This window comes from Terrihabitans soli, from assembly GCF_014191545.1.
Taxonomy (GTDB): domain Bacteria; phylum Pseudomonadota; class Alphaproteobacteria; order Rhizobiales; family Methylopilaceae; genus Flaviflagellibacter; species Flaviflagellibacter soli.
Map to the genome: position 1 here is coordinate 213109 of NZ_AP023361.1, position 21516 is coordinate 234624.

Sequence of the window (21516 nt, forward strand, 5' to 3'; positions counted from 1 at the left end):
AGATTAGTGGGAGAGACCGCCGACCACGCGATGCGCGGTATCGATGCGGTGGGAGTACTGGGTGTCGGCGTTGACGGTGCCGGTATCCGGAGCGAACGGAACGAGAGCGGCGCCGAGAAGAAGGGCAAGAATCAAATTACGCCAAGCGCGCGTGACGACAAACGTCATTGGTCCCCGGTCCCCGTTTTAAACGCTTCACTCCCCGCCCGGGCCCCTCAGCCCGAACGGGAGGGAGGTTAGACAGGGCATCCCGGCCTGTCGACCTGCGACAGGCGTAATCCCCCATTCAGTGTCGAAAATGTCGCACCCCGGTCATGATCATGGCCATGCCCCGCGAATCGGCCGCCTCGATAACCTCTTGATCCTTCACGCTTCCCCCGGGCTGGATGGCGGCGGTCGCTCCCGCCTCCGCGGCGGTAATTAACCCGTCCGCGAATGGGAAAAAGGCATCGGAAGCGACGACACTGCCGCGCGTGGGAAGTTCTGCGGCTCCGGCGTCGCGGCCGATCTCTTCGGCCTTGAGAACGGCGATGCGGGCGGCATCGACCCGGCTCATCTGTCCGGCACCGATTCCGACAGTCGCCGCGCTCTTGGCGAAGACGATGGCGTTCGATTTGACGTGCTTCACGACGCGATAGGCGAAGAGAAGATCGGTGAGCTCCTGATTGGTCGGCTGGCGCTTGGTGACGACTTTGAGGTCGGCATCGTCGACCACCGCATCGTCGCGGCTCTGCATCAGAAGACCGCCCGCGACCGATTTGAAGGTGAGGCCGGCGGCGCGCGGATCGGGCAGGCCGCCGGTCAAAAGCAGGCGCAGGTTTTTCTTCGCACCGAGAATTTTGATCGCCTCGTCGCTGGCGTCCGGCGCGATGATGACTTCGGTAAAGATCTTGACGATCTCGGTCGCGGTCTCCGCATCCAGGGCGCGGTTCAGCGCGATGATGCCGCCGAATGCCGAGACGGGATCGGAGGCGAGCGCGCGGCGATAGGCATCGGCAAGGTTCGCACCTTCAGCCACACCGCACGGGTTCGCATGTTTGATGATGGCGCAGGCCGCCGTGCGCGATGGGTCGAATTCGGCGACAAGCTCGAACGCCGCGTCGGTGTCGTTGATATTGTTGTAGGAGAGTTCCTTGCCCTGGATCTGGCGCGCGGAAGCGACGCCCGGGCGCGGATCGGCGGAAAGCCAGAGACTTCCCGTCTGATGCGGGTTTTCGCCGTAGCGCAGAACTTCCTTCATCGAGGTCGACATCGCGCCCCAGGAGAACGCGCTCTCGCCGATATGGCGCGCGAGATAGGACGCGATCGCCGCGTCGTATGCGGAGGTCCGGGCGAAAGCTTTCGCCGCGAGCACTTCGCGCAGCGCTTTGGGGATCGCGCCATGCTTGTCGAGCGCCGAGAGGACGTACTGATAATCGGAGGGATCGGTGACGACGGTGACGAAGTCGTGGTTCTTCGAGGCGCCGCGGATCATCGCCGGCCCGCCGACGTCGATGTTCTCGATCATCTCGTCATGCGGGGCGTTCTTCTTCAGCGTCTCTTCGAACGGGTAGAGATTGACGACAAGGAGATCGATCGACGCGATGCCGTGATCCTTCGCGGCTTTCTCATGCTCGGCATTGCCGCGCACCATCAGAAGCCCGCCATGCACGTTCGGGTGCAGGGTCTTCAGGCGGCCGTCCATCATTTCGGGAAAGCCGGTGAGCGTCGCGACATCGGTGACCTTGAGCCCGGCTTCGGCGAGCGCGCGGGCCGTGCCGCCGGTCGAGATCAGTTCGACGCCATGGGCGGCAAGAGCCTTGGCGAAGTCGAGAAGTCCGGTCTTGTCGGAGACGGAAAGAAGGGCGCGGGCAGGCTTGATATCGGTCATGAGGCTGAGGGAATTATCACTTCTCGTGAGGCTAAGACAGGTCCAGGGCGTCCCGTCCCCTCTATTGGCCCGCCTCGCGTCCGGCCCGGATAAAGGACCAGTTAACGCGGGCCCCGGCGCGCGCGCCGAGCTTCAGGAGTATCTGCTCCGTCCGCCGCGGGCCGGAGGGGCCGGCGAAGAAAATGCTCTCTTCCAGATCGGCTTTGTGGCCCTCGGCGGCGAACAGCCAGATCTCGCCATCGGGCAAAGACAGCAGCACGCCTTCGCCTTCATCGACGAGGCTGGCGCGCACGTCCGGGTGGAGATGGAAAGCCAAAGTGATGTCGGCGTGCGTTTTGCGGCGCATCGGGCGCAGCACATCCATGCCGTCAAGGCGTGTGCCCTTCGGATCGAGCTGCAGCGAGCGTTCGTGCACGAGGCCGAAGCGCGCCTGATAGCCGTTATGGCTGGCGCGGATCAGACCCGCGCCATGGCGGTCCTCGCGGAAGACTTCGACGCGTGTCGGCCCGTCGCGCAGGAGCGGCCCGAGAATTTTTCGTAAGAAGCGATTTGAGACAAAGCGCGCCGAGGATGCGCCGCCGACGCTCGCCGTCGAATGCGCGGCGGTTTTACGCGCCGCCATGCGCCGTCCGGCATGGCCGTCGCGCGGTACGCCGCAATTGACGACGAGGCGCGCATCGCCCGCGGTGAGTTCGAAACTGAGCGTGCCCGCATGCGCATCGCGCGAGAGTGCCAGCGGCGGCGGAAGCCCGGTATCGGCAATGAGCACGGCGTCGCCCGCTTCCATCCGCTGATAGCCGGAGAAGCTGGCATTCTGCACCGGCTGGCCGCGCGTCTCGTCGAGAGCAATGGCGGCCGCCAGAAGATCGGTGCGTGTTGCGCCCATGCCGTTGAAGAGCGCGAGCGTGCCGTCCGTATGCCGGAAGAAGCGCAGCATCGGCAGCATGCGGTCGAGCGCGGTGTTCAGCGCCGGCGGCGGCGCGAGCCCGCGTTCGGTAAAACAATCGGTGAGCGGCAGAAGATCGAGCGCCAGCGTCAGCACATCCGATGGGTTGCGTGTCGCAGGTCCGCCGTCCGGCAATATCAGCGCGCCGAGATCATCGTTCAGATAATTCGAACCGCAGGCAAGATGGCCGGAGGAATCGGGAAGGCACAAACCTGCTTCCGTCAGCGCAATCGCGGTCAGAAGGCGCGGCATGCCGGACGGCAGGCGTCCGATCTCGCGTCTGAGGCGCGAGGTCTGGCGCGCAAGCCCGCGCAGAAAGCGTCGGCGGAAAACCGCATCCGCGTCGTCGATCAAAAAGTTCGCATAAGTTAGGAAGTTGATGACGCGCCGCGCCGCGACTTCCGCCTCCCGCGCTTCCTTCTTGCCGCGGCCGAACGCGGCCCATTCGGCGATCAGGCTGCGCGCGTAAGCGCGGGCGAGCACCGTGTCGGCGGCGGCAAGGTCCGCAAGCCAGGAAAATCCGTGCAGCTCGCGCGCCCAATCGGAGTTCGGCGCTGCGATCTCGAAAATGCTTTTGCCGGCGGCTTCGCGGCTTGCCCCCGCAAAGGAGAATGTGCCGCCATAGAGCGCCGCGCCCGCAATCGCATCGCCGTCGATGACGGGGCGCGGGATCGCGATCAGTCGGTCGGGTACGGAAAAGGGCAGGCCAAAACGCATCAGCCGCCGCGGCGACAGGCGCGCAGCCGCTTCCGTGAGGACCAGCAGCGTCAGCTGCGTCCTCGTATGCGCGCGATCCGCCATGGCGTCAGCCATTCTCAGCCGCTCTCCAGCCGATTCGGCCCCCCGAGGGGCAAACTATCACGCTCAGGGGCGCCGCCGCAGCCGTGCCGCATAGAATCCGTCGAGGCCCGACAGGCGCGGTTCGCCCCGGGCAAGGTGGCAGGGAAGGGTGCGCACTTCCCCGAGCGCGGTCAGAAATTCCGTTTGTCCGCCAAGTTCTTCCACGGAGACGGGATCGCGCTCGAGATCGGGCCGCCGCTTCAGCAGGGCGGCGATCTGCCCTTCGCCCTCTTCCGGCTCGAGCGAGCATGTGGAGTACACGAGGACGCCGCCGGGCTTTACGAGATCGGCCGCGGCGTCCAGCAGCCGCGCCTGAAGGGCCGCGAGCTTCTCAATATCTTCCGGGCCTTTCAGCCAAGCGACATCGGGATGGCGGCGGATCGTGCCGGTCGCCGAACATGGCGCATCGAGCAGAACCGCATCGAAGGGCTCGGCCTTGAACTGAGTCGCGTCGGCGGTGACGGTTTGCGCGGACAGACCGAGGCGTTTCAGATTTTCGGTGAGACGCCGCAGACGCGGCGCCGAACGGTCGACGGCGACAACGTCCGCGCCGCTCGCCGCAAGCTGGGCCGTCTTGCCGCCCGGCGCGGCGCAAAGATCGGCCACGCGCTGGCCGGCTTTCGCTTTAACGAGTTTTGCGGGAAGCGCGGCCGCCGCATCCTGCACCCACCACGCGCCGTCATTGAATCCCGGCAGTTCCGGCACCGGCCCGTCGGGTAGAAGACGGATGGTGCCGGTCGGCAAAATCTCGGCGTTGAGCTTCTGCGCCCATTCGATCGCATCGGATTTTGCGGTGATGTCGAGCGCCGGTTCGGCGCGCTCGGCGGCGGCAATCGCTTTCGCCGTCTCCGGCCCCCACGCTTTGATGCGGCGATCGTCGAGCCATTGCGGCACATCGCGCGATGGATCGTCGAGGAACTCGCCGAGACTTTCACGCTCGCGCGCGATATTGCGCAGCACCGCATTCACCAGCGGCGCGAAGGGCTTTGCCGCGCGGTCGTGGTTTGTCTGTTCGACGGCAAGATCGACGGCGGTGTGGTCGGGCACATCCATCAGAAGGATCTGTGCCGCTCCCGTCAGAAGAATGCTCTCCAGCGCGCCGCGCGGATCCAGCGGCTTTCGGAGGAATTTTTTGATCGCGCCGCGCAGGCTGCCGAGACGGCGCAGGCTCGCTCCGGCAATGGCGCGCGACAGCGCCCGGTCGCGCGCATCCAGCGCGGCAAGCGGTCCCTTGGGATCGTCGAGGGCTTCGTCGAGCGGCCTTCCGCGCTGCAGGACGCCATGGACCAGGGAGGTCGCGGCTCTGCGGGCGGCAAGGCCCGGAATGGGCACGTTCATTGCCGCCCTTATGCGCTAAACCCCGCCTCTTACCAAATCAGCCCCAGGGGCCAGGTTTCTTGGACGGGTTCCAGGGGCCGGCAGGCGAGGCCTCCATCCGGCGGAAAGAGCGGCCGGTACCCATGGTGCGGGCGATCTCTTCGAGCGCGGCGATGCGGTTCTCGGTGTTCGGATGGGTCGAGAACAGATTGTCCATACGCTCGCCCGACAGCGGGTTGATGATGAACATATGCGCGGTCGCAGGGTTCCGCTCGGCCTCATAGTTCGGCGTCTGGTGAGCGCGGCCGGCGATCTTCGACAAAGCGGACGCGAGCGCCAGCGGCTGGCCGGAGATTTCGGCACCGCCTTTGTCGGCTTCATATTCGCGCGAGCGCGAGATCGCCATCTGCACGACCATGGCGGCGAGCGGCGCGAGGATAACGAGCGCGATCGTGCCGATCATGCCCATGCCGTTATTGTTGCGGTTGCCGCCGAACAGCATGGCGAAATTCGCCAGCATGGAGATCGCGCCGGCAAGCGTCGCGGTCACGGTCATGGTCAGCGTGTCGTAATTCTTCACATGCGCCAGCTCATGCGCCATCACGCCCGCGACCTCTTCGCGATTGAGCGTGTTGAGAAGGCCGGTCGTCGCCGCGACAGCCGCATTTTGGGGATTGCGGCCGGTGGCAAACGCGTTCGGCTGCGGATTGTCGATCAGATAGACCCTCGGCATAGGCAGGCCGGCATTCTTCGCCAGTTCCTGCACCAGCCCGTAATAGTCGGGCGCCGTACGCGCGTTGACTTCCTGCGCATTGTACATGCGCAGCACCATCGCAGCCGAATTCCAGTAGCTGAAGGCGTTCATCGCCAGCGCCACGAAAAAGGCGATCGTCATGCCTCCCGAACCGCCGATCAGATAGCCGACGCCCATAAAGAGCGCCGTCATGCCGGCCAGGAGAATGAAGGTCCGCATATGGTTCATTTTGGTCTCGGTTCCTCTCTAGCGGGCAGGCGTTTCCTCCGCCCGCCGCGCTCCTATATATTTGCAAGCGATTATGGCGCTGCAAGAACGCCTGCAAGGAGAATTGGATGCAAGAGGAGACCGCCCCTAAACCGGCTTTGACGCCCGAGGCAGAGCGCGCCCTCAAAGAGGCCGAGAAACGCCGGGCCGCCCAGCAGGCTGGGGAAGCCCCGCCGAAGGAGCTCCGGGGCCGCAAAGGGCCGGAGCCTGTGCGCTATGGGGATTGGGAAGTAAAGGGAATCGCCAGCGATTTCTGACCGTCCGCCTGTTCCGGAGACCCCGCCGCCCCCGCCAAGTCCCCGCCGTCCCAAGGCCGGGACGATCTTCGGCCGGCTTATCCTCGCGCTCCTCGTCATCGCGCCGTTCGCCCTCATCTATGTCGACGAAAAGGCGCCGCTCGATCCCTCCGCGCCGCCGGGTTTCTTCACGCCCATTCAATTGCGTTTGATGCAGATTTTCCCGGAGCGCTGCATGGCCGCGCTCGGACGGACGAAGAATCTCAGTTTCACGCCTGCGCCCAAACCGATGGAAGACGGTTGCGGCTATCCCGACGGCGTTTCGATCACAAAATCTGAAATCTCCTGGGGTGGGTCTGTTCTGTTGCGCTGCCCGGCGGCGGTGGCGCTCGTGATGTGGGAACGCCATGCGCTGCAGCCGGAAGCGCAGCGCATCTTCGGCAAGCGCGTCTCATCGGCGCAGACCTTCGGCACCTATTCGTGCCGGAACGTGTATGGGCGCGAACACGGACGCCGGTCGCAGCATGCCACTGCAAATGCGATCGATGTCGCGGGCTTCACCATCGAGGGCGGCAATTCGGTGAGTGTCCTGCGCGACTGGACAGATGCGGGGCCGAAAGGCGAGTTCATCCGCTCTGTGCGTGACAAGGCTTGCCGTTCATTCGGCTCGGTGCTTTCGCCGGACTACAACGCCGCGCACGCCAATCATCTACATCTCGACATGGCGCCGTGGATGATGTGCCGCTGAACTCGGGTGTCCCCGAGTTCAGCAAAAGCGGAGAGGGCGGCCTAGATTTTCGCGTGCGCCTTCTCGCCCCAGACGGCTTTCAGGCGCGCATCGCGGCGGCAGCCGATGAGATAGGAATTGTAATGCCCGGGGCTCTTCTTGGCGAAGTCCTGGTGCTCGTCGCCCGCGGCGGTGAAGTCCGAGGCGTCGCGGATTTCCGTCGCGACCGTCGTCTTCAGCTCCTTTGCGACGTCCTCTTTTGACGCTTCCGCCGCCGCCTTCTGCAGCGGATCGTGCGCGAAGATCGCGGTCTGATATTGCGAGCCGTAATCGCAGAACTGGCCCGCCGGATCGGTCGGGTCGATATCATGCCAGAAAATGTCGAGCAGCTTGTCGTAACTGATCTGCGTGGGATCGTAGGTGACCTGCACGGACTCAAGATGTCCCGTGCCGCCGGAGACGACTTCGGCATAGGTCGGGTTTTTCGTCTTGCCGCCCATGAACCCGGAGACGGCGGAGATAACGCCGGGCTTGCCGTCGAAAGCTTTCTCGATCGACCAGAAGCAACCGCCGGCAAAGGTTGCCACAGCCTTCTTGCCGTCCTCCTGCGCCAGGGCCGGCGCTTCGAACAGGCTGGCGCCCCCGGCAAGCGACAGGGCGATGGCGGCGGCGCGGATGGCAAAGACGATATGCATAGGCAAGGCTCCGGAAAACGGCGACGTCATCAGATACGCCCGATTGCGGCGGGCGGATGCCCGGGCGCACCCCCGAGAGGTCAATTCGGCGTGATTATTCCGCCGCCTGCCTGTTCTGCCGGTTATCGACGAGATCGGTGACGACGGTCGGATCGGCCAAAGTCGAGGTGTCGCCGAGATTGGAGAAATCGTCCTCGGCGATCTTGCGGAGGATGCGCCGCATGATCTTGCCCGAACGCGTCTTCGGCAGGCCAGGCGCGAACTGGATCATGTCGGGTGAGGCGATGGGGCCGATCTCCTTACGCACCCATTGCACGAGTTCCTTGCGGAGCGCGTCATCGCCTGTCTCGCCCGCCATCAGGGTGACATAGGCGTAGATGCCCTGGCCCTTGATGTTGTGCGGATAGCCGACGACCGCGGCTTCCGAAACTTTCGGATGCGAGACGAGCGCGCTTTCGACCTCGGCGGTGCCGAGGCGGTGACCGGACACGTTGAGCACGTCGTCGACGCGGCCGGTGATCCAGTAATAGCCGTCTTCGTCGCGGCGGCAGCCGTCGCCGGTGAAATATTTGTTCGGATAGGTGGAGAAATAGGTCTCCATGAAACGCGCATGATCGCCGTAGACGGTGCGCATCTGGCCGGGCCAGCTGTCGGTAATGACAAGATTGCCGGCGCCTGCGCCTTCAATGGTCTTGCCTTCGGCATCGACGAGTTCGGGCTTGACGCCGAAGAAGGGCTTTGTCGCCGAGCCGGGTTTTTGCGGAATGGCGCCGGGCAGCGGCATGATCATATGGCCGCCGGTTTCAGTCTGCCACCAGGTGTCGATGACGGGGCAGCGGCTGTCGCCGACAACGCGCCAATACCATTCCCAGGCTTCCGGATTGATCGGCTCGCCGACGGTCGCCAGCAATTTCAGCGAGGCGCGCGAGGTCTGCTTGACCGGCTCATCGCCCGCGCCCATCAGCGCGCGGATCGCGGTCGGCGCGGTGTAGAAGATATTGACCTGATGCTTGTCGACGACCTCCCAGAAGCGCGAAGTGGTCGGATAGTTCGGAACGCCCTCGAACATCAGCGTCGTCGCGCCGTTCGCCAAAGGTCCGTACAGGACATAGGAATGGCCGGTGACCCAGCCGACATCGGCCGTGCACCAGTAGATGTCGCCGTCGTGATAATCGAAGGCCAGCTGATGGGTGTAGCTCGCATAGACGAGATAGCCGCCCGTCGTGTGCAGCACGCCTTTCGGTTTTCCGGTCGAGCCTGAGGTGTAGAGGATGAACAGCGGGTCTTCCGCACTCATCTCCTCGGGTTTGCATTCGGTCGGGACGCCCTTCGAGGCTTCGTCATACCAGTGATCGCGTCCGGATTTCATCGGCACGTCGGCGCCAACATGGCGGACGACGATCACACTTTTGACGCCGGCGCATTTTTCCAGCGCCGCGTCGATATTGGCTTTGAGCGGGATCTTCCGCCCGCCGCGCACGCCCTCATCGGCGGTGATGACGAACTCGGATTTGCAGTCCTCGATGCGTCCGGCAATCGAATCCGGAGAGAAGCCGCCGAAGACGACCGAATGCACCGCACCGATGCGCGTGCAGGCCAGCATGGCATAGGCCGCTTCCGGCACCATGGGCATATAGATCGTGACGCGATCGCCTTTCTTGACGCCCTGCGCTTTCAGCACATTGGCGAAGCGGCCGACTTCTTCGTGAAGTTCGCGATAAGTGATCTTGCGGGCGCGCGCCTTCGGATCGTCGGGCTCGAAAATGATCGCGATCTGATTTGAGCGCTTGATGAGATGGCGGTCGACGCAATTGGCCGAGACGTTGAGCGTGCCGTCCTCATACCATTTGATCGACACCTTGCCGGGCGCAAACGAGGTGTTTTTGACCTTGGTGAAGGGGCGGATCCAGTCGAGCCGTTTGCCGATCTCGCCCCAGAACCCGTCCGGGTCCTTGATGGAGCGCTCATAGGTTTTCTCGTAATCCGCCGCGTCGACAAAAGCGCGCTTTTCCCATTCGGGACTGACGGGATAAAGCTCGGCCATTTCTGTTCCTCCGCACGCTCGGCTGCCCGAGTCTGTTCTGAGAAGCGTCTGTTTGGAGCGATTATGGCGAGGCGGACCGGGAGGGCAAGCCGACGAAGGTCAGGGTAAAATTGAAAGCCCAGGCCATTTTTTAGATGGAGCCTGCACGAGGCCAATGTCGGCCTCGAAAAATTGAAAGCCCAGGCTCCGGCGCTAACGGGCGCGCGTTACCCCCAATCAGGGTGCACACACCGGCGAACTACGGGCCTGGGCGATCTCGTTCCAGTTAGCCCAGCCAGACGGGCATGGCCGCCCTGGAGCAGCAGCCATGCACGCGCGAGAGCAATTGACCGGCCGGAGTACATCCGTCCGTCCGGTCGCTTCGCCTCAACTCAGTCTTTCGACCGAGGCGGCGATGCCTCGCTATCTGGTGGGTTCTCGCTGATATGGGGAGGGTTTCTCCCGGTTCAAGGCCTAAGTCAGAGACTGACTTCGCCCATCTCGCAGATCAGCTTCCATTCGGCATCGGTGACGGGCTGAACCGACAGGCGCGCCGAAGTGACGAGAGACATCTTGGCAAGCTTCGGTGTCTTTTTGACGACGGCGAGCGAAATCGGTTTCGGCACGTCAGCCACAGCGCGGATATCGACGCATTCCCACTGGCCGCTATCGTCGGTCGAATCCGGATGCGCGGCTTTCGCCACTTCGCAGATGCCGACGATCTCCTTGCCCTCGTTCGAATGATAGAAGAAGCCGCGATCGCCGACTTCCATCGCGCGCATATTGTTGCGGGCGAGGAAATTACGCACGCCCGTCCATTCTTCGCCCTTCTTGCCGGTCTTTTTCAGCATGTCGAAGGAAAAGACATCGGGTTCGGATTTGAACAGCCAGTATTTCATTCATTCCTCGGACGTCAGCGGCCGGGCGAGCAGCGTTTCGATCGCCTGACTGACGGTGATCTTGCCGTCGAGCACATCGCGCACCGCGGTTGCGATCGGCATTTCGACATGGTTCTTCTGCGCAAGCTCGACGAGGGCTTGGGCGGTGAAGGCGCCTTCCGCGAGTTTGCCATCAGGCGATGCACCTTTGCCGATGGCCACGCCGTAGGAGAAATTGCGCGATTGCGGCGAGGTTGCGGTCAATACGAGATCGCCAAGGCCCGAAAGCCCCATCAAAGTTTCCGGCTTGCCGCCGAGCGCCGAGCCGAAACGGCGCAGTTCGGCAAAGCCGCGCGCGATGAAGGCAGCGCCCGCGCTCTGGCCGAGGCCGACGCCGGCTGCAATCCCGGCGCCGATGGCGATGACGTTTTTCGCGGCGCCGCCGATCTCGACGCCTATGACGTCATCGGAATGGTAGAGGCGCAGAACCGGCGAGGCGAGGGCGCGCGACAAGTCCGCGGCCAGCCATTCATCCTTGGCGGCAAGTGTCACTGCCGCCGGAAGTCCGTGCGCAACATCAGCGGCAAAGCTCGGCCCCGACAGCGCGCAGGCCGGATTGTGCGGAAGAGTGGCGCGCAGAATCTGCGACATGAAAGAGAGCGAGCCGCGCTCAATACCCTTGGCGCAGGAAATGACGGGTACGTCTTTCTTCAAATGCGGCGCGGCAAGCGCGGCCGTCGCGCGCATATGCTGAGCCGGCACGACCATCAGCGCCGCATCGCAGCCGGCGATCGCGTGGATGTCGGCGGCGGGCGTGACTTCATCCGCAAGCTTCACGCCGGGAAGGTAAAGCGTATTGACGCGCTCTTTGATGAGGGCATTCGCCTGCTTCTCGTCGAACTCCCAGAGCACGACTTCGCGTCCGGCGCGGGCGGCGGCATTCGCGAGCGCGGTGCCCCAGGCGCCTGCGCCGAGCACGGCGATCTTTCGGAACGAACTCATGCACGCGCTCCCGGCAGTGCGGCGGCTTCATCGAGCGGCCAGCGGGCGCGCGGTGCGAAGGACAGCGGATCGCGCATGCCGAGCGTCAGGCGTTCGCAGCCGGCCCATGCGATCATCGCGCCATTGTCGCCGCAGAGTTCGAGCGGCGGCGCGACGAGATCGACACGCCCGTCGGTGACGCGGCGCACGCCCTCGCGCAGCGCGGAATTAGCCGCGACGCCGCCGGCAACGACGAAGGCGGTCGGGTCGCCCCATTTTTCTTCGAAAATGCTCAACGCCACGCGCACCCGGTCGATCACCATATCGACGACGGCAGCCTGGAACCCGGCGCAGAGATCGAAGACGTCTCGATCACGCAGCGGAGCGATGCGCTCGGCTTCGATGCGCACAGCCGTTTTGAGCCCGGCGAGCGAGAAGTTCGGTTCGATGCGGCCGATCATCGGCCGCGGCAGCTGAAAGCGCGTCGGATCGCCGTTCAGTGCGGCGCGCTCGACGGCAGGACCGCCCGGATAGCCAAGGCCAAAGAGCTTGGCGACCTTGTCGAAGGCTTCGCCGATCGCATCGTCGATTGTCGTGCCGAGGCGCACATAACGCCCGACGCCTTCGACGGCGAGCAGCTGCGTGTGACCGCCGGAGACAAGAAGAAGGAGATATGGGAAGCGGATATTGTCGGTGAGGCGCGCCGTCAGCGCATGCGCTTCGAGATGGTTCACCGCGATGAAGGGCCGGCTGGACGCAAAGGCCAATGCCTTGGCGGTGGTGAGGCCGACGATGACGCCGCCAATCAGGCCGGGTCCGGCCGCCGCGGCAATGCCGTCGAGCTGGCCGATGCTGACGCCGGCATCCCGCAGCGCCTGGGCGACAATGGTGTCGAGCGCATCGACATGGGCGCGGGAGGCGATTTCCGGCACGACGCCGCCATAGGCGGCATGGCGCCTTGCCTGCGACAGCACGGTATTCGACAGAATCCGGCCGCTGCCGTCGGGCAGGCGTTCGACCACCGAGGCGGCGGTTTCGTCGCAGGTCGTCTCGATGCCGAGTACGCGCATTGGGGGTCCAGAACTTAAAGGGTCGGGGCGGAGGTTTCGAAGTGGGCCGCCACCCTATAATCTCTGCCTGCGCGCCGCCACAAGCACGAACCCCTTCAGGCCCTGATGACCAGCCCCTTCCTCCGCATCGGTACCCGCGGCAGTCCGCTTGCCCTCTGGCAGGCCCGTGCCGTGCGCGCCGCGCTGGCCTCGGCCCATGAGGTGGACGAGGGGGCGATCGAAATCGTCACCATCAAGACCTCGGGCGATCAGGTGAAGGACCGCCCGCTGGCCGATCTTGGCGGCAAGGGCCTTTTCACCAAGGAGATCGAGGAGGCGCTGCAGGGCAACAGGGTCGATATCGCCGTGCATTCGGCCAAAGACGTGCCGACCTTTCTGCCCGACGGGCTGATGCTCGCCGGCTGCCTGCCGCGCGCCGATGTGCGCGATGTTCTGATCGCGCCCGAGTACAGGACTCTCGCCGCGCTCCCGGAGGGCGCAGTGATCGGCACCGCCTCGGTGCGCCGTTCGGCGCTGCTCAAACATTTGCGGCCCGATCTCAAAACCGTGCTCCTGCGCGGCAATGTCGAGACGCGGCTGCGCAAAGTGGAATCGGGCGAATTCCAGGCAACGCTTTTGGCGTTGGCTGGGCTGACGCGGCTTGGCCTCGCAAGCCACGCGACGGAAATCTTCGAGACCGAGACCATGCTGCCGGCCTGCGGTCAGGGCGCGGTCGCCATCGAAATCCGCGCCGATGACGAGACGGCGCGGGGCAGGGTCGAAGCCATCGATCATCGCGAAACATCGCTGGCGCTCGTAGCCGAGCGCGCCATGCTGGCCGTGCTTGACGGTTCCTGCAAAACACCGATTGCAGGCCACGCCGTGCACTACACAAGCGGTTCGCTGCATCTGCGCGGCCTCGTCATCGCGCCGGACGGCAGCGAGGTGTGGAACATCAAGGCGGAAGGCGCGGCAAGCGATGCCGAAAAGATCGGCCGCGCCGCGGGCGAGGATCTTCTGGGCCGCGTGCCGAGCGGCATTCTCACCGAGGGCCCGCGATGATCCTTCTGACGCGCCCGCAAGGGGCTGCCTCCGGCACCAAAACACGTCTTGAAGCGCAAGGCCGCGCGGTGCTGCTCGATCCTTTGCTTGAACTGAGCTTCTTTCCGCCCGAGCGCCTTCTCGGTGGTGCGGTGCCCGACGCCCTCGTCGTCACGAGTTCGAACGGAGCGCGGGCCATCGCGCGCCACAGCGAGCTTGAAAAGCTCGCCGCCCTCCCGGTCTGGACGGTCGGCAGCCGCACGACGGCGGCGCTGCGCGAGCTCGGCTTTTCGGAGCCGCGCGGCGAAGCGCCGGATGTCGGCCATCTTGCAGCCCTACTGGCGAAAGAGGCGCCGCAGTCGCTTCTCTATCTCGCCGCGGAAAATCGCGCCGCCGAACTCTCCGAACTTCTACCTATGCATAAGGTGCGGACCGAAGTCGTCTATCGCGCGACACCGGCCTCGGCTCTTGCGCCGGACACGATCGCGGCGCTGCGCAACGGAAAGATCACAGATGTGCTGCACTATTCGCGACGTCTTGCGGAATATTATGTAGCTCTGGCGGACGCGGCGGGCCTTGGCTCCCAATCGCTCACGCCGCGCCAGCTCTGCCTGTCCGAACAGGTGGCGGCGCCGCTGCGCGAGGCGGGGGCAAAAAGCATTCGGGTCGCCGGGACGCCGAAAGAAGATGCGTTGATCGGCCTTTTGGACTGAGCGTCCTTTCTCGCCAAGGGGTGAGGCGGACGTTAGATAGACACTGAAGCGATTCCGGAGAGCGGCGCGAATGGCGGATGAGGACACGACCAAGAGATCGATGAAGCCGAAGCCCGGCGTGATCGACCTTGAAGCGACCGAAATCGAGCGCGAGAAGCCGCCGGAGCCGTCGCCCATGGAGGACGATGCGCCGCCCGCGGACGAGGTTTCGAGCAAAGCGGAGGCGCTCGACGACGAGCCGCGTTCGCCGCTCGGCACTTTGATCGGGGCCGGGGTCGCGGGCGCCGCGATCGCGCTTCTTCTGTTTGTCCTTCTTCTCGCGCTCGGCCTGATCCCGGTCGGCTCGGGCTCGGATCCGGCGCTCGGCAACAGAGTGGCCGATCTCGAAGCGCAGCTCGCGGCTCAGCAGACGGCGCGGCCGGTCTCGCCGGATCAAAGCGCCCTCCGCAGCGACATTGCGCAACTGCGTCAGGACATCGACAGTCTCCGCAACAGGCCGGTGCCCTTGCCCGATGTCGGGCTGCAGACGCGCATCAGTGAGCTTGCGGCGCGCCTGGATGCGCTTCAGCCGCCGGACACCGCCTCGGTCGATCAACTCAAGACACGCGTCGATGAGGTCGCGGCCCAGGTCAGTGCTGCGCGCGAGCCCGATCCGGAGACTGCGCAAGCGATCAAGGCGTCGAAATCCGCCTCGGCGATTGCCGCCTTTGCGCTGCTCGAAAGCTCCGTCGCGCGCGGGGCGCCCTATGCGGATGCGCTGGCGCATTTGAAGAAGCAGCTTCCCGATGCGGATATTGCCGGCCTCGAAGCCGGGGCGGAAAAGGGATTGCCTGCGGCATCTGTTCTCGCGCGCGACTATGAGCGCGATCTCGAAGCCGCCGGCCCACCCGATACGCAGCCCCAGGGACTAGCCGACAGGCTGGCCGAAGGCGCGCGCAGCCTTGTGCGTATCCGCCCCGTCGCGGGCTCTCCCGATGCCGACAAGATCGATCCGAACGATCCGTGGTCGGCGCGCAATGTCATCGTCACGCGCCTTCGCAGCGGAAATTATGCAGGCGCGGTTTCCGATCGGTCGAGTCTTGATCCGGTGGCGCTGAAAGCAACGGAGCAGTCCGCGGCTCAGCTTGAGGCCCGCCTCAAGGCGGATGCTGTGCTCGACAAACTGCGCGCCGGGATCACCGCGGAGGCAAATCCTTGATCCGCATTCTCGGCTTTCTGGTCGGCATTGCCCTGCTTGGTTTCGGTATCGGCTGGCTGGCCGACCGTCCGGGCTCTTTCACGCTCGTTTGGCAGGGCTGGCAGATCGAGACCTCGGTGCCGGTGGCGCTGCTCGGCATTGTGCTGCTCGCGGCAGCCGTCATCGTGCTCTTCTGGTTTGTGCGTACGATCGTCGGCGTACCTGATGCGATCACCGATTTCTTCCGCGGCCGCAGGCGTCAGCGCGGAATGACGGCGGTCGCCCATGGCCTGATGGCGGTGGGTATCGGCGACGGGCGCGCGGCGCGGCGCTCGGCCAATGAAGCGCGGCGGCTGATCGGCGATGAACCGCTGACATTGCTTCTGCGCGCCCAGGCGGCGCAATTGGCCGGCGATCGCGAAGAAGCGGAAAGCGCTTTCCGCGCCATGCTCGATCAGCCGGAAACGCGCCCGCTCGGTTATCGCGGCCTCTTCGTCGAAGCGCGCCGCAGAGGCGATGCTGTAGAGGCTATGAGCCTTGCCGAGCGTGCGGTGAAGGCAAATCCGAACGTACCCTGGGCCGGGCCTGCGCTGCTCGAACTTCAGGGCACAAAGCGCGATTGGGACGGCGCGCTCGCGAGCGTCGAGCGCAATGCCGCAAACCGCCTCGTCGAAAAATCCGATGCACGCCGCCAGCGCGCGGTGCTTCTGACCGCAAAGGCGCTCGATCGCATCGATCGCGGCATTGCCGATGAAGCGCTCGATCTTGCAACGGAAGCGGTGAAGCTTGCGCCCGATCTCGTTCCGGCGGCGGCGCTCGCTGCGCGGCTTTACGCAGAAGGCGGCGATACGCGCCGCGCGTCCAAGATCGTTGAGGCAGCGTGGCGCGCGGGACCGCATCCTGATCTCGCCGAAGTCTATGTGCATGTGCGCCCCGGCGAGAGCGCTTTGGAGCGGCTGAAGCGCGCCGAATATCTCGCCAAGCGCATCCCCGATCATCCGGAAGGCATCCTCGCGCTCGCCCAGGCGGCGCTTGCGGCGCGCGAATTCGGGCGCGCGCGGACCGTCCTCGCGCCGGTCGCCGGTGCGCCGACGCGGCGCGTCTGTCTTCTGATGGCGGAAATCGAAAACGCCGAGACGGGCGATCTCGGCCGGGCCCGGGCCTGGCTGGCGCGCGGTCTCAACGCGGCGCGCGATCCGCAATGGGTTGCCGACGGCCTTGTGTCGGATACGTGGGAGCCGGTCTCGCCGATTTCCGGCAGGCTCGATGCGTTCGAATGGAAGGTGCCGCAGGAAAGCCTGACGGCTTCGACGAGTTCGCTGATCGATCAGGACATCGAGGTCATTGTCGAACCGGCGCCCGCACCGGTCACGGCGGCTCCGAAACCTGCCCCGGCGCCGCAGCCAGCGGCACCGCCGCCTCCACCTCCCCCGTCAGCCCCGCCTCCGCCGGCGCCCGCCCCGAAGGTTGTCCGGACCCCGCCCTCGGAGGTCCTTCTGCCGCTCGCCCGGGCGCCGGACGATCCGGGGCCGGACGATGATGAGGACGAAACCCTGCCGCCGCCGCGGCCTTTGGGACTTACCCCTTAGAGCGCGTCCCTTAGATCGCTTGCCTTTCGGGGGTCGTTTCGCTACCACCCCCCTCTCTGCGGCGCCGCAATAGCTCAGTTGGTAGAGCACCTCATTCGTAATGAGGGGGTCGGGGGTTCGAGTCCCTCTTGCGGCACCAGTTTTCCAGCATTTTAGGTTTATTCTCCCCTGCATATTTTGCCGGGCGCGGCGCATTTTGCCGGTCTGAATCGCCGATTCGAGGGCGTGTCCCCTCTGGCGAGGGATGGCATGGGGGTTGCTGCACTCCTCGCATGTCAAACAGTCTTGCGTCCTTCCTCGCTTTGTCCATCGGCTCGCCGACCTCCTCCACCTATGGGTCGAGGCGTGACCGCGACGACGACAAAGACACGGGTCTCTCGGATTTCTTTCAAATGTTCGGTCAGGGCTTGATGCAGAGCGCGCTGGAGCAAATCCGCGCGCTCGATACACAGGCGACGCCCGACAGCGCCGGCGGCGAGGGGGTCCAGGACTTTGCCGAGAACTATCTTCGTCAGAGCACGCTTGAGATGATGAGGAGCGTGACCGCTCGGGGAAACACCGGCTGGCCGGGGAATCTGCTCGGTTCGAACGACAACATTTTCTCCGGCCTGGGGCTCGGAGATCTTTCAGGGTTCGCGGACTTTCCGGGTTTGTCGGATTTTTCCGGGCTCGCGAGCTTTCCGGGGCTCGGTGCCTTTCCGCAGCTCGGCGCGTATCAGAATGCAGGGTTGGCGAGCCAGCTCGGCGGCAGCAGCTATCTTATCGAAGATGCGCTCAAGACCATTGCGAAGGGCTTGGGAAAATCGCTGGACGAAGTCCGGGCGACGCATCTCAGCGGCTTCACCGCCGCTCTATAAACCTCTCTCCAAAACGAAAGACCCCCGCCTCGCGATCGAGACAGGGGCCTCTCCTGTGTGCGGCGTGCTTCGAGCGCCGCACTGCGCGAATTACGCCGCGCGAGTGAGGTTACTGACCGAGATTGCCGGAATTGGTGCTCGAGCCGCCATGGGTCGCGCCCATCGGCTGACCGCCCGGCAGGCCGGGCTCAGACGACTCCTCCGCGCCGCGGATCACATCGCTGTTTGTTTCGAGATTGCTGGACCCGGAGCCGCCGCCGAGAGTCGAACTGCGGCCTTCCTCCATCGCGCCGATGCCGCCGGGCTGCTGCGACTGGCGGGCGCCTTCCAGAACGTCGGACTGCGTTTCGAGGTTTGAGTTGTTCGACTGCGCGAAAGCCGGCGAAGCGAGAAGCGCCACGGCAGCGGTCAGTGCTAGATACTTCTTCATTGAAATCTCCCTTTTCCATGCGGCGGCTTGGGGGCGGGCGCCGCATCTACAGAGACAAGCCCTCAGAGGACTCGAAGTTCCTCGTGCGGCGCAGGGCTAAAAGTATGAGTCGAAACGGATAATTTCTGCGTGAGGGAAGGGAACGGATCAACGCTTGCGGCAAGCGCGCGCCTCGCATTTTGCGAATGCTTTTGCAAAATGCAGCGCTGATCGGATGCCAACGAATACGCGCGCGTCCATACGTTAGGTAAAAGCGCTATATCTTGTGCTTAATGCACGTTAAGGCGGTTGGCCGGTTGCTTGCTCTTGGGAAGGCGACCGGCAGTCAGGTATTGCGTCGCCGGAGAATTTCGACGGGAGGACCGCAGGGGCGGCCCTCCCGTTTTTCATTTCCGTTCAATCGGCTTTCACGCGCACCTTCACCGCGGTGGGGCCGGTATCGCCGTGATCTTCGACATAGTGCACGCGGTCGCCGCGCTTCAGCGCATCGAAATCGCCGCTCAGAAGGCTGTTGCGGTGGAAGTAGAGCAGCCCGCCCTCCTTGGTAAGCAGGAAGCCGTGATCGCGCTCGGGCGCGAGTTCCGCCACCTGGCCGAGGAACTGGTTCTGCGCGTCGCTGAACGGCGCTTTGGTCTTGCCCTTCAGCTGTTCCTTGAAATCCAGCAATTGCCGCTCGGCGATGCGGAAGGCCTCGTTGATGGCGATCCGCATATCGGGATCGGAGAACTTCTGCTGAAGATGCTCCGGTTCGTGGCTGACGACGAGATCCTTGTGGCCGGGCACTCCGATCTCGATGCGCACGACGGGCGGGATCGAGTTGTGGCCGTTGCTCGCATTGTTCGCGCGCTTTTCGACGCGTACCCGGCAGGTCACAAGCCGGTCGAACAGCTTTTCGAGGCGGGCGATCTTTTCGCGGATAGCCTGCTCGGCCCAGTCGGAATGCTGAATATTGTGAAAGGCAATCTCGGCCGGAATCTGCATCAAACTCCTCCTGTGCCCCCCTATCCCAACGCAAGGATAGGCCTGATCGTTTCCGCTGAACAGAAGGTATGAAAAAGCCCGCCGGAGAGGTCTCCGGCGGGCTGATTTCGTCTGAAGATCGAGCGGCTTAGTTGAGGCCGGCGATCTTGGCGCGCTGCTGGATGAGGGCCAGGACCACGTCGAGCGTGGGCGTCGCGACGTCCATCATGCGTCCCATTTCCTGGACGACGGTGACGAGCGGCTCGATTTCCATCGGGCGGCCGCGCTCGAGATCCTGCAGCATGGACGTCTTGTGGGCGCCGACAGCGCCCGCGCCGTTGATGCGGCGTTCGACGTCGACGCGGAAATGCACACCCTGCTTGGTCGCGATTTCCTGGGCTTCGAGCATCATGGCCTTCGCTACGGCGCGCGTGCCGGGATCGGACGCGATGATATCGAGCGTCGCATGGGTCAGCGCCGAGATCGGGTTGAAGCAGAGATTGCCCCACAGCTTCAGCCAGAGTTCGTCGCGGATGTTTTCCATGACCGGAGCGCGCAGGCCGCCGGCATTCATGACTTCCGACAGTCTCTCGATGCGCGCGGTCTTCTCGCCCGAAGGCTCGCCGATCGGGAATTTGTCGCCATAGACGTGCTGGATGACGCCGGGTTCCACGACTTCCGTCGCCGGATAGACGATGCAGCCGATGGCGCGTTCGGGACGCAGAGCGTTCCACTGCTTGGCGCCGGGATCGATCGTCTCGAGCGTGCGGCCTTCATAGGCGCCGCCGAATTTGTAGAAATACCAGTACGGCACCCCGTTGACGGCGGTGACGACCGAGGTGTCGTTGCCGAGAAGCGGCTGCATGGCATCGACCACGTTCGGCACCGAATGGGCCTTGAGCGCGATGATGACATAGTCCTGCGGGCCGAGCTCTTTCGGATCGGAGGTGCAGTTCAGCTGTTCGACCCTCTCCTCACCGTCGATGATGAGTTTCAGGCCGTTCTTCTTCATGGCTTCCAGATGGGGCCCGCGAGCGACCAGGCTGACCTCGGCACCCGCGCGCGCAAGCTGCACGCCCATATAGCCGCCGATCGCGCCTGCTCCGTAGATGCAGATCTTCATTCAAACCCCTCCTGTCGGCTCCCGGTGCCGCGCAAGTCCTGCTGCGGCCGGGCTTTTTGTCCGTGGGAGCGCGTTATCGCGCTCCCTTTTCGCTGTCATGGGGCAGTTATGTTCAAAACCCGCCCCGGATGCAAACGCTATCAGCCCTTGGCGATTTCGTGGCCCGAGAGCAGCTCGATGGCCTTGATCAGGGCCGAGTGGTCGAGCTGGGCGCCGCCATTGGCCGCAAGGCCGTTCATCAGCTGAGCTGCCGTCGCCGTGTTCGGCAGAGCAACGCCGAGGGACCGCGCGCCGGTGAGGGCGAGGTTGAGGTCCTTCTGGTGCAGTTCGATGCGGAAGCCCGGATTGAAGGTGCGCTTGACCATGCGTTCGCCATGCACTTCGAGAATGCGCGAATTGGCGAACCCGCCCATCAGCGCTTCGCGGACCTTGGCCGGGTCGGCGCCGGCCTTGGCGGCGAAGACGAGCGCTTCGGCCACGGCCTGGATGTTGAGGGCGACGATGATCTGATTGGCGACCTTGGTGGTCTGACCGTCGCCATTGCCGCCGACGAGCGTGATGTTCTTGCCCATCTTCTCGAGCAGGGGCTTCACTTCGTCGAAGATCGCCTGGTCGCCGCCGCACATGATGGTCAGCGAGGCGGCTTTCGCGCCGACTTCACCGCCCGACACCGGAGCGTCGATATACTTGCCGCCGAGATCTTCGATCTTCTTGGCGAACTTCTTGGTCTCGATCGGCGAGATCGACGACATGTCGACGACGATCTTGCCCTTGCCGAAGCCTTCGGCGACGCCGTTCTTGCCGAAGAGCACGTCTTCGACATGGTGGGTGTCGGGCACCATGGTGAAAATGATGTCGGCCGCTTTCGCGACCTCAGCCGCGCTGCCGGCCTTCTTGCCGCCCGCGGCGACGAGATCTTCCGGCACGCCTTCGATCGTGTAGAGGTGCACCGTGTTGCCGGCGGCAATGAGATGGCCAGCCATGGGCTTGCCCATGATGCCGAGGCCGATAAAGCCGAGTGTCTTAGCCATGACGTATCCCCT

General features: G+C 64.4%; 21 protein-coding genes and 1 tRNA gene. 8 read left to right on the plus strand and 14 right to left on the minus strand.

Going from position 1 to position 21516, the window contains the following annotated elements; genetic code table 11:
* Nucleotides 1-3: 3 nt before the first annotated feature.
* The 5 genes from IZ6_RS01180 to htpX form a co-directional block, all read right to left on the minus strand.
* Nucleotides 4-168 carry a hypothetical protein gene (locus IZ6_RS01180; RefSeq protein WP_222876207.1) on the minus strand — a complete coding sequence of 55 codons (165 nt, stop codon included), beginning with the start codon at nucleotides 166-168 and terminating at the stop codon, nucleotides 4-6.
* 118 nt (nucleotides 169-286) lie between these two features.
* Entirely contained in the window at nucleotides 287-1870 is a 1584-nt protein-coding gene (gene purH / locus IZ6_RS01185; RefSeq protein WP_222876208.1) for a bifunctional phosphoribosylaminoimidazolecarboxamide formyltransferase/IMP cyclohydrolase, read from the minus strand.
* 61 nt (nucleotides 1871-1931) lie between these two features.
* A complete protein-coding gene (locus IZ6_RS01190) occupies nucleotides 1932-3629 on the minus strand; it encodes a heparinase II/III family protein (protein WP_222876209.1) in 1698 nt (565 codons plus the stop codon).
* Between the two features lie 51 nt (nucleotides 3630-3680).
* Nucleotides 3681-4994, minus strand: coding sequence for an RsmB/NOP family class I SAM-dependent RNA methyltransferase (locus tag IZ6_RS01195; protein ID WP_222876210.1), 1314 nt, complete (start codon nucleotides 4992-4994; stop codon nucleotides 3681-3683).
* 37 nt (nucleotides 4995-5031) lie between these two features.
* Nucleotides 5032-5955 (minus strand): zinc metalloprotease HtpX, encoded by a 924-nt coding sequence (gene htpX, locus IZ6_RS01200; protein ID WP_222876211.1) that lies wholly within the window; start codon nucleotides 5953-5955, stop codon nucleotides 5032-5034.
* A 107-nt stretch (nucleotides 5956-6062) separates the two neighbouring features.
* Between htpX and IZ6_RS01205 the strand changes: the two genes are divergently transcribed.
* Together IZ6_RS01205 and IZ6_RS01210 are read left to right on the plus strand one after the other, a co-directional pair.
* A complete protein-coding gene (locus tag IZ6_RS01205) occupies nucleotides 6063-6251 on the plus strand; it encodes a DUF1674 domain-containing protein (protein WP_222876212.1) in 189 nt (62 codons plus the stop codon).
* 214 nt (nucleotides 6252-6465) lie between these two features.
* On the plus strand, nucleotides 6466-6978 hold the full coding sequence (locus IZ6_RS01210; RefSeq protein ID WP_222876213.1) for an extensin family protein: 513 nt from the start codon (nucleotides 6466-6468) through the stop codon (nucleotides 6976-6978).
* 41 nt (nucleotides 6979-7019) lie between these two features.
* Here the strand turns inward: IZ6_RS01210 and msrA are convergent, their stop codons facing one another.
* The 5 genes from msrA to tsaD form a co-directional block, all read right to left on the minus strand.
* Entirely contained in the window at nucleotides 7020-7652 is a 633-nt protein-coding gene (msrA, locus tag IZ6_RS01215) for a peptide-methionine (S)-S-oxide reductase MsrA (protein WP_222876214.1), read from the minus strand.
* A gap of 94 nt (nucleotides 7653-7746) precedes the next feature.
* Nucleotides 7747-9696, minus strand: coding sequence for an acetate--CoA ligase (gene acs, locus IZ6_RS01220; protein ID WP_222876215.1), 1950 nt, complete (start codon nucleotides 9694-9696; stop codon nucleotides 7747-7749).
* A 458-nt stretch (nucleotides 9697-10154) separates the two neighbouring features.
* Nucleotides 10155-10574, minus strand: coding sequence for an EVE domain-containing protein (locus tag IZ6_RS01225; protein ID WP_222876216.1), 420 nt, complete (start codon nucleotides 10572-10574; stop codon nucleotides 10155-10157).
* A complete protein-coding gene (locus IZ6_RS01230) occupies nucleotides 10575-11555 on the minus strand; it encodes an NAD(P)H-dependent glycerol-3-phosphate dehydrogenase (RefSeq protein WP_222876217.1) in 981 nt (326 codons plus the stop codon).
* Nucleotides 11552-12604 (minus strand): tRNA (adenosine(37)-N6)-threonylcarbamoyltransferase complex transferase subunit TsaD, encoded by a 1053-nt coding sequence (tsaD, locus tag IZ6_RS01235; RefSeq protein WP_222876218.1) that lies wholly within the window; start codon nucleotides 12602-12604, stop codon nucleotides 11552-11554. Before tsaD ends, IZ6_RS01230 begins: the two co-directional genes overlap by 4 nt.
* 105 nt (nucleotides 12605-12709) lie before the next feature.
* Between tsaD and hemC the strand changes: the two genes are divergently transcribed.
* The 6 genes from hemC to IZ6_RS01265 all read left to right on the plus strand — a co-directional run bounded on the left by hemC (nucleotide 12710) and on the right by IZ6_RS01265 (nucleotide 17960).
* Entirely contained in the window at nucleotides 12710-13645 is a 936-nt protein-coding gene (gene hemC / locus IZ6_RS01240) for a hydroxymethylbilane synthase (protein ID WP_222876219.1), read from the plus strand.
* The gene (locus tag IZ6_RS01245; protein WP_222876220.1) at nucleotides 13642-14337 is read left to right on the plus strand and encodes a uroporphyrinogen-III synthase; all 696 of its coding nucleotides are present in this window, start codon (nucleotides 13642-13644) and stop codon (nucleotides 14335-14337) included. The genes hemC and IZ6_RS01245 overlap by 4 nt, the downstream gene beginning before the upstream one ends.
* A 70-nt stretch (nucleotides 14338-14407) precedes the next feature.
* Nucleotides 14408-15535, plus strand: a complete 1128-nt coding sequence (locus IZ6_RS01250) for a COG4223 family protein (protein ID WP_222876221.1) — start codon at nucleotides 14408-14410, stop codon at nucleotides 15533-15535.
* A complete protein-coding gene (locus IZ6_RS01255) occupies nucleotides 15532-17103 on the plus strand; it encodes a heme biosynthesis protein HemY (RefSeq protein WP_222876222.1) in 1572 nt (523 codons plus the stop codon). The genes IZ6_RS01250 and IZ6_RS01255 overlap by 4 nt, the downstream gene beginning before the upstream one ends.
* Before the next feature lie 63 nt (nucleotides 17104-17166).
* Nucleotides 17167-17242 (plus strand) — tRNA-Thr (locus IZ6_RS01260).
* Nucleotides 17243-17405: 163 nt separating this feature from the next.
* Nucleotides 17406-17960, plus strand: coding sequence for a hypothetical protein (locus IZ6_RS01265; protein WP_222876223.1), 555 nt, complete (start codon nucleotides 17406-17408; stop codon nucleotides 17958-17960).
* A 109-nt stretch (nucleotides 17961-18069) separates the two neighbouring features.
* Here IZ6_RS01265 and IZ6_RS01270 read toward each other — a convergent pair whose 3' ends face one another.
* From IZ6_RS01270 to IZ6_RS01285, 4 genes are all read right to left on the minus strand, one after another.
* Complete coding sequence (locus IZ6_RS01270) at nucleotides 18070-18390, minus strand: hypothetical protein (protein ID WP_222876224.1); 321 nt, start codon at nucleotides 18388-18390, stop codon at nucleotides 18070-18072.
* A gap of 396 nt (nucleotides 18391-18786) precedes the next feature.
* Nucleotides 18787-19371 carry an HPF/RaiA family ribosome-associated protein gene (locus IZ6_RS01275; protein WP_222876225.1) on the minus strand — a complete coding sequence of 195 codons (585 nt, stop codon included), beginning with the start codon at nucleotides 19369-19371 and terminating at the stop codon, nucleotides 18787-18789.
* A 127-nt stretch (nucleotides 19372-19498) separates the two neighbouring features.
* Entirely contained in the window at nucleotides 19499-20473 is a 975-nt protein-coding gene (locus IZ6_RS01280; RefSeq protein WP_222876226.1) for a 2-dehydropantoate 2-reductase, read from the minus strand.
* Nucleotides 20474-20613: 140 nt separating this feature from the next.
* Nucleotides 20614-21504, minus strand: a complete 891-nt coding sequence (locus IZ6_RS01285; protein WP_222876227.1) for a 2-hydroxy-3-oxopropionate reductase — start codon at nucleotides 21502-21504, stop codon at nucleotides 20614-20616.
* Between the last annotated feature and the right edge of the window lie 12 nt (nucleotides 21505-21516).